Origin of the sequence: Acetobacter tropicalis, assembly GCF_030644465.1 — a bacterium.
Taxonomy (GTDB): Bacteria; Pseudomonadota; Alphaproteobacteria; order Acetobacterales; family Acetobacteraceae; genus Acetobacter; species Acetobacter tropicalis.
On the sequence record NZ_JAUYUW010000001.1, the window covers coordinates 38940 to 51616 of the forward strand.

Consider the following 12677-nt stretch of genomic DNA (forward strand, 5'->3'; position numbering starts at 1 on the left):
TAGTAAAACACGGAAAGCGCCTTCTGTCTGGCACTTTTATGCTCATCCCTGATCAGAGCTGTCAGATTAGGAACACAAATCACCCACTGGCCCGATAACTCTCCAGAAGCTGCTTGAGCGAACGCTTCATTCAGACAATCTGGCTTTACCCATATGCCTGATCATGCGTTAGACTTCATACTTATATGCTGCGGCAATGGAATGAGTATGACTGATGTTTCCTCTATTTTCCGTAAATGAACTTTCCGATACGCTCTCCTCAGAAAACGTTCGCCTTTTTGATGCAACAGCTCTTCTACCAGGCGAGAGCTTCAATCCCTACACGCGCTTTGAACAGGCCCATATTCCGGGTAGCCAGTATTTTGATGGAGACGAGTTTTCTGACCCCGAGAGCACCCAGCCCCATACTGTTCCCACACCGGCGCGGTTTGCTAAACTCTTTGGCCAGTTAGGAGTGAGAGATACGGATACAGTTGTTTTCTATGATCAGGGAAACGTTGCGTCCGCCTGCCGTGCCTGGTGGTTGGCCAGGTTATTCGGGCACAAGTCAGTTTATGTGCTGGATGGCGGCCTTCCAGAATGGCAACGCAATAACCTGCCCACCGTAGAGGGGAGAGCCTCCACGCATGCGGTGATCGCATATCAGCCTCGTCCGCATTATAAACGCCTGAAGGGGCTGGGCGACATGCTGGACTGCATCCTGAATGACACAGCCCCTATTCTTGATGCTCGCTCGGCGGATCGTTTTTATGGCCGAACTCCAGAACCTAGGCCCGGGCTTGCCTCAGGCCACATGCCAGGTGCCCTGAACATTCCATTCAAACGGATACTTGATGAAAAAGGCTGTTTTCTGCCAACGGAGCAACTTAGGCACATTTTTTTGGAAGCCGGTGTACCTGAAGACCGAGGAGCCATTACAACCTGTGGATCGGGTATGACCGCAAGTGTGCTCAATGTGGGGCTATGCAGAGCCGGTTTTCCTGACAGCGCCTTATATGATGGATCATGGGCAGAGTGGGGCGCCATACCGGACGCCCCCGTAACAAAGGACGCATAAGGGTATGGACGCAGAGTTTCCAGTTAGTAAAGGATGGGAAAAGCTCTCTTCCACCCTTACTCGTCAGGGGCGCCCTCCGCAAAATGAGGAGGGGGCTCCCGTCAACCTGCCTTTGACGCGCGGATCAACCGTGCTCTTTCCGTCATTGGATGCCATGCAGAAGCAGGGCCACAGACGTTATGATCACGAGTACATCTACGGTGCCATGGGCACACCAGTACAGCATGAACTTGAAAAAATTATTGCGTCTCTGGAAGGTGGAACAGACTGCCAGATTGTCAGTTCCGGTCTTGCTGCCTGTACAACGCCGCTGCTGGCTTTTCTAAAAGCGGGCGATCACTGCCTTTTGCCAGATAGCGTGTATGGACCCACTCGACGTTTTGCAGAAACACTTCTCAAGCGCTTTGGTGTCACGACCACTTATTATCCGCCTTGCGCGGATGCAGCGACAATACAGAGCCTGATGCAGCCCAATACGCGGGTTCTGTTTGCTGAAAGCCCTGGCAGCCATACTTTTGAAGTGCAGGATATGTCCATGTTGGCCTCCGTTGCGCATGCCGGGCAGGCCAAACTCATGCTGGATAACACATGGGGGCTAGGCATCTTTGCGCCCTTCAAGCACGGCGTGGATATTTCCATTCAGGCTTTGACAAAATATCCTTCAGGACACTCCGACGTTATTGCCGGGGCCGTTACCGTCAATACACAGGAAGACTGGCACATGCTGCGGGATGCTTCCATTCAATTGGGACAACTTGCCAGCCCGGATGATTGCTGGCTGACACTACGCGGTTTACGCACGATGGGTGTACGGCTGGCGCATCAATCTCGCGCTGCTTTGCAAATTGCTCACTGGCTGAAAAATCGGCCTGAAGTGGCACGCGTTCTTCATCCTGCTCTCTCCGATTGTCCGGGACATGAAATCTGGAAACGGGATTTTACAGGAGCCGGAAGCCTGTTCGGCGTGGTGCTCAGCCCCCAAATCAGTCAGCATGCCATGGAAACCATGATTGATTCCCTCAAGACGTTCGGCATCGGAGCGTCTTGGGGCGGATATGAAAGTTTGGTTCTTCCAACATCCGGCGGCATCATCCGCAAGCATCCTGTTACCGGAGCCCCTCAAGGACCAGCCTTCCGTTTGCAGATTGGCTTGGAATGTCCAACCGATTTGCAGGACGACCTGGCTCAGGCTTTTGAAATTTTCAAAACGGCAGTTTGAAGACCTCAAAAAGCCTTTTCTTAATCCAGCCCAGCTCGAAGTCGATAAGTCGCGGCTTCAGCCACATGGGCGGGCTGGATTTCCTCTTCTCCTGCCAGATCCGCAATTGTTCTCGCCACACGCAGGAGGCGTGTATATCCACGCGCTGAAAAGCGAAATCGGGTTGAGATTTTTTGTGCCATTGCCTGTCCTGCAACAGAAAGACCAAGCTCCTCCAAAGAAGCTTCCGCATTTTTACGGCCATTCTGGCGGGCATATTGCACGATACGCGCCCCGCTTACCCGCTCGGCAACAGGAGCACTGCTTTCACCCGGTTGCTGAGTCATATAATCCAAGGGCGTAAACGGCTGCATGGCAACATGCAGATCAATACGATCCAATAGTGGGCCAGAAAGACGGGCGACATAATCTTCACCACATCGAGGCGCCTTCCGGCATTCCCGCTCGGCATCTCCCAGATAGCCACATCGACAGGGATTCATGGCGGCAATAAGCTGGAAACGGGCAGGGTAGGTAACGTGGGCGGCTGCACGCGCGATACTGACGCGCCCCGTCTCTAGCGGTTGACGCAATGCTTCAAGAGCACCCCGCGTAAACTCCGGCAGTTCATCCAAGAACAGAACACCATGATCCGCCAAACTAATCTCTCCCGGCCGGGCGCGTGTTCCCCCCCCCAATCAACGCAGGCAAACTGGCAGAATGATGAGGCTCCCGATAAGGAGGCCGACGAAGAGGGCGGCCGTCTTTTAACAACCCTGCAGCACTATAAATACGGGAAACGTCGAGGCTTTCTTTCGGTGTCAGATCTGGCAGCAATCCGGGCAAACGCGCCGCCAACATGGATTTTCCTGCTCCCGGCGGCCCTGATAAAAGAAGGGAGTGCCCTCCAGCTGCAGCAATTTCTAAAGCACGACGACCCGTTTCCATTCCTCTGATATCAGCAAGATCAGGTACTGCCTCTTGCAAATCTGGCAGTGCAATAGCCAAGAGAGGAGGGAAAATTATTTGCAAACCATTAAAATGATTAATCAAGCTTAGCAAAGTGGGCGCGCCAATTACGGCAATATCTCCACCACAAAGCGCTTCCTGAGCTTGAGAGGCCGGGCATACCAACCCCAATTCCATGGAAGACGCTTCAATAGAGGCAGACAGCACTCCTGCCACAGGATTAAGAGAACCATCCAGAGACAATTCTCCCAATGCCGCAAAGCGGGACACTTCTTCGAAAGGAATAACCTCCATAGCACTTAACAATGCGAGTGCTATCGGAAGATCAAAATGTGAGCCTTCTTTGGGAATATCCGCAGGAACCAGATTGATCACAATCCGCTTGGCGGGCAGGGCAAGGCCCATGGACGTAAAGGAGGCACGAACACGCTCCCGCGCTTCTCCCACGGCCTTATCTGGCAAGCCGACAATCAGAAATGCAGGGAGGCCAGACGAAATCTGGACTTCAACCCAGACAGGTCTGGCCTCTATGCCTGAAAAAGCAAAACTCCGAATGCGGGAATTGATCATTCCCGCACTCCGAACGCAGACCTCACTGCCCTTTATAGATCAGGCGGGCACGAATTGTTCCGTCAAGCTCGCGCAGAGCGTGCAGAATCCGATCATCAAGATCCGTATTCTTTCCTGTATCCGCCTCTACCACCACATACCCGATTTCCCCATCTGTCTGGAGGAACTGGGCCGTAACATTGCAGGTTTCACGCAGAAAAATTTCGTTCAGACGCATCATCATACCGGGCACATTATGGTGCACGTGCATGAATCGTGTTCCACGGGGGCTTTGCGGCAACTGCACACCTGGGAAATTCACAGACCCAAATGTTGAGCCTACATCAGAATACTCAACCAGTTTGCGCGCCACTTCTACGCCAATCCGTTCCTGAGCTTCTGCCGTAGAGCCCCCGATATGTGGGGTCAGGATCACGTTATCTATGCCCTGAAGGGGCGTTTCAAGGCGATCATTCGGCCCTTTTGGCTCTTTGGGGTACACATCAATTGCTGCCCCCAGCAAGTGACCATCTTTAAGCGCTTCGGCCAGAGCATCAAGATCAACAACGTTTCCACGTGCGTTGTTGATCAGGAAGGAGCCTTTTTTCATGGCTCGGATCTGATCTGGCCCCATCAGATTTCTGGTGGAAGGCAACTGTGGCACGTGCAGACTGACCACATCACTTTCGGCCAGCAATTCTTCCAATGTGTCCACAGACCCTGCATTGCCGTGGCCCAGTTTATCCACCACGTCAAAATACATCACACGCATGCCAAAGGCTTCCGCCAGCACGGAAAGCTGGGAGCCAATGGAGCCATACCCCACAATACCCAGCGTCTTGCCCCGTACTTCCCAACTATTGCTGGCAGACTTCTTCCATGTGCCAACATGACACTCGGTAGAACGCGGGAAAATTTGGCGCATGAGCATCACAATTTCGCCCATAACCAGTTCGGCTACAGAGCGGGTGTTGCTGTATGGCGCGTTGAAAACAGGGATACCGTTCAAACGTGCTGCATCCAGATCAACCTGATTGGTCCCGATGCAGAAACATCCGATGGCCACAAGCCGATCAGCGCCTTCGATGACTTCTTTAGTCAACTGCGTGCGCGAGCGAATACCAACAATATGCACACCTTCCAGCGCTTTTTTCAGGGCATCGCCCTCAAGCGCGCCTTTATGGCGGACGACGTTCTCATATCCACTGGCTTTGAGCAAAGCGACGGCACTGTCGTGAATGCCCTCAAGCAGCAGAATGCGGATCTTGTCCTTCGGAAGGGACAGTTGCGTGCTCATGCGGAATAACCATACCTGTTGTGCCGATGCGCAGGCCTATCGCAAATTGCGACAAATTCATAGATCCTGCGTCATGATAACTTTCGTAAGTCTCGCGCTTACGGTCGCGTCGCAAGGGCTTGAACCGCTGCGGAATGGAGGGAGGCATCTCCCACGGCGAGCACTGTTCTGTCTCCTTCAGCATGTAGGGGGGAGCCATCCCAAGCTGTTATTCTGCCGCCTGCGCCTTCAATCACGGGCACCAGCGCAGCCCAGTCCCATGGGTTCATGTCACACTCGGCAATGATATCAATCTGGCCGAGCGCTAGCAGGCCATATGCATAGCAGTCACCGCCCCATGTCATGCGTTTTGCCCGCTTTTTAAGGGTTTTCCATCCCTCATGCGGAGCGCTTTCCAGCATTTCAGGAGAGGTACAGGAGAGTTCTGCTTGACCAAGTTCCAGGCAGGCACGTGTTCCTGCCAGCCCGCCAAAACGGGAAGAAAAGCGGGTAGGCTGACCTGAAACGCCAACCCAGCGCTCCTCGGTAACAGGCTGATCAATAATCCCCAAAACTGGAACCCCATTCTTCAGAAGGGCAATCAGAGTTCCAAACAATGGACGGCCTGTCACAAACGAACGCGTTCCATCCACAGGATCAAGCAGCCAGCGATAGGAGGCGTTTTCATTTTCCAGCCCAAACTCTTCTCCAAATACGCCATGTCCTGGCAGCCGTTCGCTCAAAATAGCCCGCATCACACGCTCCGCCGTCCGATCCGCCAAAGTCACGGGGCTTTGATCTGCCTTGTCGATCACTGCCACAGAAGACCGAAACCAGGGCCGCACGACGCATCGGGCGGCGTCAGCCATCATGTTAGCTACATTCAGGAAAGGAGTCAGGTCATCTGGGGTCATGAGAAGCCTTTAAAAAAGAATGATCTATTCGGCCAATGTGTGCAGATAGGCTATGATATCCGCTCGTTGTGCAGGGGAGGATATCCCGACAAGCGACATCCGGGTGCCGGGTGCAAAGCGAGCAGGAGAGGTCAACCAGTCTGACAAAGCCTGATCTGACCAGACATGCGCTTTCTGCCCTGCAAGAGCCGACGAATACGCATATCCCGTAATACTTGCTCTTGGTCGGCCCGCTACACCGGCCAGATTAGGTCCCACACCATCGCTCGCTGCACTGACAAGTGCATGACAACTGGAACATATCTGGTGCGCCAACTCTTCTCCATGATCCGCGTCAGCGTGAGCCATGTAGGGCGCGATCGGCACGTTCTCTGTACCGGGCACAGAAAAGGCAGGCTTGGCAGGAGCTGTGATGGGAACAACAGTTGAACCAACTGCGCCACAGATCCAGGCTGTAGCAATGCTCAGCAACACAGCGGCCGCAGCCTTGTTGAGAAACACGCTATCCATTGTCGGCGCTGCTTCCTCCTGTTGCGTTTGGCGTGCAGCTTTCCTAAACTACGTGCCGCTTCGTGTGAAGCAAGTCACCGCGCTGGTTACGCAGCACCGTTTTCACAGTGTTTCCAAGGCTATATTCCGTGCTGAATTGCAGAGCAAGCTGATGGCCACTCCGCTTGTCATTATTCCCGCAAGGCTTGCTTCCACCCGCCTGCCAGGCAAACCGCTTGCAGATATTGCAGGCAAGCCCATGATTATCCGGGTTCTGGAAGCCGCACTGGCCGCTGATATCGGGCCAGTGGTCGTCGCTGCTGCGGAGCAGAGCATCTGTGATACGGTGCAGGCAGCAGGCGGCAACTGCGTTCTGACCGACGCGGCGCTCCCGTCCGGCTCCGATAGGGTCTGGCACGCAACCCAACAAATCGACCCACAAGGCAAGCATGATCTGATTATCAACCTGCAGGGCGACTTACCCACTTTTCCACCAGCCGCTCTTCACGCCATCCTGAAGCCACTAGCAGAGCCATGGGTTGACCTTGCAACCCTTGTGACCCCTATCCTTTCGGAAGAAGAAAAGCTGACTTCTTCCGTTGTAAAGGTCGCATGTGATTTTCCCGGCAATGCCGCTACGGCACCCGCATTATATTTTTCACGCATGCCACTGCCTTGGGGAGAAGGCCCGCTCTGGCATCATGTTGGGGTCTATGGCTGGCGTCGTGACGCTCTCCAGCGTTTTGTAAGCTTGCCAGAATCCGGGCTGGAAAAGCGAGAGAAACTAGAACAGCTTCGTGCCCTTGAAGCAGGCATGCGTATTGGCTGTGCCAAAATTGACATTGCGCCTTTTGGTGTAGATACCCCAGCAGATCTTGAACGCGCCCGACAGGCCTTCGGAGCATAATCTAAAGACATGACCAAAAAGGTTATCGCCTTTCAGGGCACACCTGGCGCCTATTCCGATCTGGCATGCCGCACCGCCAAACCCGGCTGGCAAACGCTACCGTGCAAGACATTTGCTGAAACGATTGAGGCTGTCCACAAAGGTGACGCTGAACTGGCCATGCTGGCGTGTGAAAATAGTCTGGCTGGCCGCGTGCCGGACATTCATTCACTCCTGCCCAATTCAGGCCTCTATATTGTGGGAGAGCATTTCCAGCGCGTGGAGCATTGCCTTCTTGGTGTCCCGGGAGCCCGCATTGAAGATGTGAAACGCGTTCACACCCATCCTGTTGCCATGGGGCAAATCAGCACCTTGCTGAAAACCCATAATTTCACGCCCGTCATTGAGTTTGACACAGCCGGGGCGGCAGAGTTGGTCGCGTTATGGAAAAAACCCGAGGAAGCAGCCGTTGCATCAGAACTGGCAGGGCAATTGAACGGGCTACAAATTCTGCAGAGAAACGTTGAGGATGCAAAGCACAACACAACGCGCTTCTATATTGCATCCCGCTCCGAACAGCGCCCGTCACCTGGCACGCCTGACAATATGACAACGGTTATTTTCAGCGTCAAAAATATCCCGGGCGCGCTTTACAAGGTTCTGGGAGGATTTGCGACCAGTGGGATCAACATGACCCGACTGGAAAGCTACATGACGGGCGGCAGCTTTGCCGCGACCCGCTTTCTGCTGGATGTTGAGGGGCACCCTGAAGATGCCCCCCTTGGCAAAGCGTTAGCTGAACTTGATTTCTTCTCCGAAAACGCCAAAATCCTTGGTGTTTACAAGCAGTCGCCCTTCCGGCGGCAAATGTCAGGCCGTCCCCCTGAAGAACCGTCTTCAGGATGCGCAGACGCCATTGCAGGATAGACGACAGCCCATGTCAGATATAATATTTACCGGCTCCATTACCGCTCTTATTACCCCCATGAACCGGGATGGCAGTCTGGATTTCACCTCTTTCGAAAATCTGGTGAACTGGCAGATAGAGGAAGGCACTTCTGCTCTCTGCGCCATGGGCACCACCGGAGAAAGCCCCACGCTTTCTCACGCAGAACACCATGCCGTGGTAGAGCGGACAATCAAGGTTTCTGGCGGTCGTGTGCCTGTTATTGCGGGCGCAGGCTCCAACAGCACGTCAGAAGCCGTTGATCTGGCAAAACATGCGGAGCAGGCTGGAGCCTCAGCCGCGCTTGTGGTGACGCCTTATTACAATAAGCCCACGCAAGAGGGGCTTTATCGTCATTTCATGGCAATTGCCGATGCCATTTCCATTCCTGTTGTGCTGTATAACATCCCAGGACGCTCTGTGGTTGACATCAGCGTTGAAACGATGGCGCGACTGGCAAAGCACGCCAATATTATTGGCGTGAAAGACGCAACAGCTAACCTTCTTCGCCCCCTGCAAGTGCGCCGCGCCGTTACCAAACGCTTCAATCAGCTTTCTGGAGAAGACGGAACAGCTGTTGCTTTTCTGGGGGCTGGTGGAGATGGCTGCATCAGCGTGACATCCAATATCGCTCCCTCTTTGTGTGCCTCTATACAGAAAGCGTGGCAAGAAGGACGCGCAGGTGACGCCATTGCTGCTCAGGATAAGCTGTTACCGCTGCACGATGCACTTTTCTGCGAAAGCAACCCAGGCCCGGTAAAATATGCCGCAAGCCTGCTGGGTCTGGCAGGGGAAACAACACGCCTTCCACTCGCCCCTTTGTCAGAAACATCTCGCCAGATGGTTCGTGCGGCGCTTGTTGATGTCGGGCTGCTAAACTGATGGCCCAAAAACCTCGTAAAAATACCATGATCTCTCATGGTATTGCCGCTCAAAATCGAAAAGGGCGTTTTAATTACGCCATCAAGGAAACCGTTGAAGCAGGACTTGTCCTAAAAGGTGCAGAAGTCAAAAGCCTGCGTCTTGGCCGCGCCATGATTACAGAAGCCTATGCCGGCGAACGCGATGGAGAGCTTTGGCTTTTCAATAGCTACATTCCTGAATATCAGGGGGGGGTGCTCTCACGCTTTGATACTCGCGCCCCGCGCAAGCTTCTTATGCATCGGAAACAGATTGAAAAATATCTGGGGGCAATCGCACGGGAAGGCGCAACCCTGGTTCCGCTCGACATTCACTTCAACAATCGTGGCGTCGCTAAAGTGACACTTGGCTTGGGGGAAGGGAAGAAGAACGTCGATAAACGTCATGCCATTGCTGAGCGGGACTGGCAACGCGACAAAGCGCGCTTACTACGCAACAAGGGGCAGGGGGACTACTAATCCTACAACCTAAAGACCGGCCCTACACCTTAATAAATCTCTTTAAATTTCCAACGCCTACATACAAAAAACCCCGCCGAAGCGGGGTTTTCTGATTTCCTGCAACACAGAAAATATTAGGCCGGGTCAATCTGTGCAGCTTCCGGACCTTTCTGGCCCTGAACCACTTTCACATTTGCAGTCTGGCCTTCATTCAGGCTGGAAAGACCGGAGCGTTCAAGAGCAGACGCGTGGACAAAAATGTCCTTGCCGCCACCATCCGGCGTGATAAAGCCAAAGCCCTTGGTCGCATTGTACCACTTGACCGTCCCGCGAATTTCTTCTGCGAAGGACAGATCAGGAGCAGGACGCGGAGCGCGCGCAAAGCCACCACGAGGAGCGCCACCACCAAAGCCACCGGGAGCAGAACGAGGACGTTCCGGCTGTGCCGTGCTTTCGTCAACAGAGATCACTTCCGCGACCTGACGACCTTTCGGGCCCTGACCGATACGTACAACTAGTGTTGCACCGGGACTTACGCCTTCGTGACCAATCTGGGACAGAGCATTGGCATGCAGGAATACATCGCCCGAACCATCAGCTAGTTCAACAAAGCCGTAGCCTTTTTCGCCATTGAACCACTTGACAGTCGCTCCGATTTCCGGACCGGAAGCGATAACCTGCGGGCCACCTGCACCGCCACCAGCGGGTCTACGCGGAGCGAAGCCACCACGGTCTGCACCAAAAGAGGGGCGTTCGCCATAAGAGGGCGTTGACATAAAATCGTCGTCAAATCCGCCGCGGCGCGGAGAGCGAGAGCTGCGGTCGGTCCTGTTACTTCTCAACGGTCTTGATCCTGGAACATGGAGAAAGCCGAACTTTCTCCAGATATTGAAAAACGGGCAGATTGCCTAAGACTGGTTGACGCAATACTCATAACTGAGCACAACCCTGTTCCATTCCGTAGCACTGCAACCACACCCGGTATTTTTTCTAGCATACCGTCTGTAGCGTAGCTATAGGAAAGCATGAAACGAGCACGCGTTTCATCCCTTTTCGTGCCTATAACAATTTTGTGATACTCGCATGAATGCTGCAGTTCATCATGCCCGGTTCATGCGTGCCATGCGTAGGTAAATCAGGGTTTTCTGTTGAGGCGCTATCAATTAAAGAAAATAAAGATTACATCTGCGCCTGCAGAGTGAGAGGAAAAATATGTCTGCTGTCGTAAAATTGCCCCGCGTCCGGCATATGGCTGCCACAACCCTTCTTTTAGCTGGCAGCGCTCTTGCTTCCGTCTCTACAGCAGAAGCGACTCCTCTGCAGGACAAGCAGGGCACATGGACCCTACAGGGAGAGAACGATGCCGTTTCCACCCTCAAATCCACATCTGACCAATATTACACAAGTGGCCTGCGGCTAAACTGGACATCCGGCACAGATACACTCCCCACCCCCATAGCCTCCATCAGCAAGGCCATCTGGGGAGAAGGGGTGCAGCGCATCAGCATGGGACTGCAACAATTAATTTTCACCCCACGAGACACGCAATCTCCCAGCCCATGGGCACCTGGCCAAGCTCAAACCAGCCTGCTGCGCGATCGTCCTTACGCCAGCGTTCTTCTGGGCACGATCAACCTTATCAGCGATACGGACACGTCCCGCAGTGTATTCGGCATTCAAGTAGGGGTCATGGGCCCGGCCGCCATGGGCAGACAACTCCAGAATGGTTTCCACGGCGCCATTGGGGACACTAAAAATCAAGGCTGGGGGCATCAGCTTCAGAACCAGCCTATATTTCAGGTGCAAGGCGGACGGACGTGGCGCTTACCCCTCGTCAAGGTTGCAGGCATTGAAATGGACATGCTGCCTTCTGCCGCCGCTGCGATTGGTGATTACCAAATCTACGGACGTATTGGTGACATGATCCGGATCGGGCAGGGGCTAAATAGTGACTTCGGCATCCCAACCATCGGTGGCTCTGGTACAGATGGGACAGATGCCTACAAAGCCACGCGCCCCTTTGCATGGTATTTCTTTGGCGGGGTAACTGGCGAGGCTGTCGGCTATGACGCCACCCTGCAGGGCAATACAATGCGCAGCAATTCTCTGCACGTGAACAAGAAATGGGATGTGGGAGAGATTCATGCCGGGCTTGCCGTCATGTTTTATGGTCTTCGTGTCTCCTATAGTCAGGTCTGGCAGACGCAGCAGTTTGACGGAGCGAAATCCGGCCTCTTCAATTACGGTTCTCTGATGGTATCTGCCAAATTCTAAAAATTAAGCACAAAAAATAGGCATGTGGCTAAAAAATAGCGTCGAAACTTTTCCATTTGATTAGATTTTGTGGTTTTTGCGCAACTTTAGGAACTTTCTGCCTGATTCTGAGGCGATCCCATGCGTTTTATGTTGGCCTGATAGAAAAGACCATTTTACAGTCAACACCAGAAGCCCTCTGGTGTTTGATGGGAATGGAAAAGTCTGATGCTGCACATGAACGAAACACCGTCCGTCTGTAAAATCATTCCGTTTCAGATGGAAATTTTGTCACGACACCGGGAATACCTCTCCCGTTGGATTGAGGCTGGACTACCAATGGGCGTTTGTGATGCGGATGTTTTCTCCGCCTCTCAACGTGAGCCCGGCCTTTCCTCTGAATATGTCGTCATCTGGGTGCGCGAAACACCAGACCCAGCTTACAAAGTGTTCTCTCGCGGAAATAAATGGATCGTTGTGGATGCTGTCCGTGAGCATCAACTCGGACAGTTCAGCTCCTTTGCGGATGCTCTTAATATGGTGCGCCCTGTTCTTCCGCGTCCTGAGAAAATTGTTGCGGCCTGATCCTTCCGCCTAATTTTCTCACCTAAGCCATGAAACGTACTTACCCCATGCCAATGGGGGAGAGTTAATGGCTAAAATTACTCTTATGCTCGTAACACACTGAACGTCATCCACGCGTTATAGTATTTTACAGTTGTGTGTTGGCCTATTCGAGCCCCTGCATAGTGTGTTGTTTAGCACTCTCATCTCACTTT

General features: G+C 53.3%; 12 protein-coding genes and 1 pseudogene. 8 read left to right on the plus strand and 5 right to left on the minus strand.

Going from position 1 to position 12677, the window contains the following annotated elements; genetic code table 11:
- Nucleotides 1–214: 214 nt before the first annotated feature.
- Together QWU00_RS00195 and metC are read left to right on the plus strand one after the other, a co-directional pair.
- Nucleotides 215–1057: a sulfurtransferase gene (locus QWU00_RS00195; RefSeq protein WP_035381862.1), complete on the plus strand. Its 843-nt coding sequence runs from the start codon at nucleotides 215–217 to the stop codon at nucleotides 1055–1057.
- 4 nt (nucleotides 1058–1061) lie between these two features.
- A complete protein-coding gene (gene metC, locus QWU00_RS00200; protein WP_035381860.1) occupies nucleotides 1062–2276 on the plus strand; it encodes a cystathionine beta-lyase in 1215 nt (404 codons plus the stop codon).
- 20 nt (nucleotides 2277–2296) lie between these two features.
- On the opposite strand, the pseudogene QWU00_RS00205 reads toward metC, so the two are convergent.
- The 4 genes and pseudogenes from QWU00_RS00205 to QWU00_RS00220 all read right to left on the minus strand — a co-directional run bounded on the left by QWU00_RS00205 (nucleotide 2297) and on the right by QWU00_RS00220 (nucleotide 6473).
- Nucleotides 2297–3794 (minus strand): annotated as a pseudogene (locus QWU00_RS00205) (YifB family Mg chelatase-like AAA ATPase).
- A 22-nt stretch (nucleotides 3795–3816) separates the two neighbouring features.
- Complete coding sequence (gene serA, locus QWU00_RS00210; RefSeq protein ID WP_035381858.1) at nucleotides 3817–5070, minus strand: phosphoglycerate dehydrogenase; 1254 nt, start codon at nucleotides 5068–5070, stop codon at nucleotides 3817–3819.
- A gap of 98 nt (nucleotides 5071–5168) precedes the next feature.
- A complete protein-coding gene (locus QWU00_RS00215) occupies nucleotides 5169–5963 on the minus strand; it encodes an inositol monophosphatase family protein (protein ID WP_052051500.1) in 795 nt (264 codons plus the stop codon).
- 24 nt (nucleotides 5964–5987) lie between these two features.
- Nucleotides 5988–6473 (minus strand): c-type cytochrome, encoded by a 486-nt coding sequence (locus QWU00_RS00220; RefSeq protein ID WP_035381856.1) that lies wholly within the window; start codon nucleotides 6471–6473, stop codon nucleotides 5988–5990.
- Between the two features lie 151 nt (nucleotides 6474–6624).
- On the opposite strand from QWU00_RS00220, the gene QWU00_RS00225 reads away from it, so the two are divergent.
- Genes QWU00_RS00225 through smpB form a run of 4 tightly spaced genes read left to right on the plus strand, consistent with a single transcriptional unit; the run spans nucleotide 6625 to nucleotide 9663 of the window.
- On the plus strand, nucleotides 6625–7359 hold the full coding sequence (locus QWU00_RS00225; RefSeq protein WP_035382041.1) for a 3-deoxy-manno-octulosonate cytidylyltransferase: 735 nt from the start codon (nucleotides 6625–6627) through the stop codon (nucleotides 7357–7359).
- Between the two features lie 9 nt (nucleotides 7360–7368).
- A complete protein-coding gene (locus QWU00_RS00230; RefSeq protein ID WP_035381855.1) occupies nucleotides 7369–8265 on the plus strand; it encodes a prephenate dehydratase in 897 nt (298 codons plus the stop codon).
- A 10-nt stretch (nucleotides 8266–8275) separates the two neighbouring features.
- Nucleotides 8276–9166, plus strand: coding sequence for a 4-hydroxy-tetrahydrodipicolinate synthase (gene dapA, locus QWU00_RS00235; RefSeq protein ID WP_035381853.1), 891 nt, complete (start codon nucleotides 8276–8278; stop codon nucleotides 9164–9166).
- On the plus strand, nucleotides 9166–9663 hold the full coding sequence (smpB, locus tag QWU00_RS00240; protein WP_035381851.1) for an SsrA-binding protein SmpB: 498 nt from the start codon (nucleotides 9166–9168) through the stop codon (nucleotides 9661–9663). Before dapA ends, smpB begins: the two co-directional genes overlap by 1 nt.
- Before the next feature lie 116 nt (nucleotides 9664–9779).
- On the opposite strand, the gene QWU00_RS00245 is transcribed toward smpB, so the two are convergent.
- Nucleotides 9780–10487, minus strand: a complete 708-nt coding sequence (locus QWU00_RS00245; protein WP_081939121.1) for a cold-shock protein — start codon at nucleotides 10485–10487, stop codon at nucleotides 9780–9782.
- Nucleotides 10488–10857: 370 nt separating this feature from the next.
- Here QWU00_RS00245 and QWU00_RS00250 point away from each other — a divergent pair, with 370 nt between their 5' ends.
- Both QWU00_RS00250 and QWU00_RS00255 read left to right on the plus strand, forming a co-directional pair.
- A complete protein-coding gene (locus QWU00_RS00250) occupies nucleotides 10858–11919 on the plus strand; it encodes a lipid A deacylase LpxR family protein (RefSeq protein ID WP_052051498.1) in 1062 nt (353 codons plus the stop codon).
- 207 nt (nucleotides 11920–12126) lie between these two features.
- Entirely contained in the window at nucleotides 12127–12483 is a 357-nt protein-coding gene (locus tag QWU00_RS00255) for a hypothetical protein (RefSeq protein WP_145912806.1), read from the plus strand.
- Nucleotides 12484–12677 lie beyond the last annotated feature (194 nt).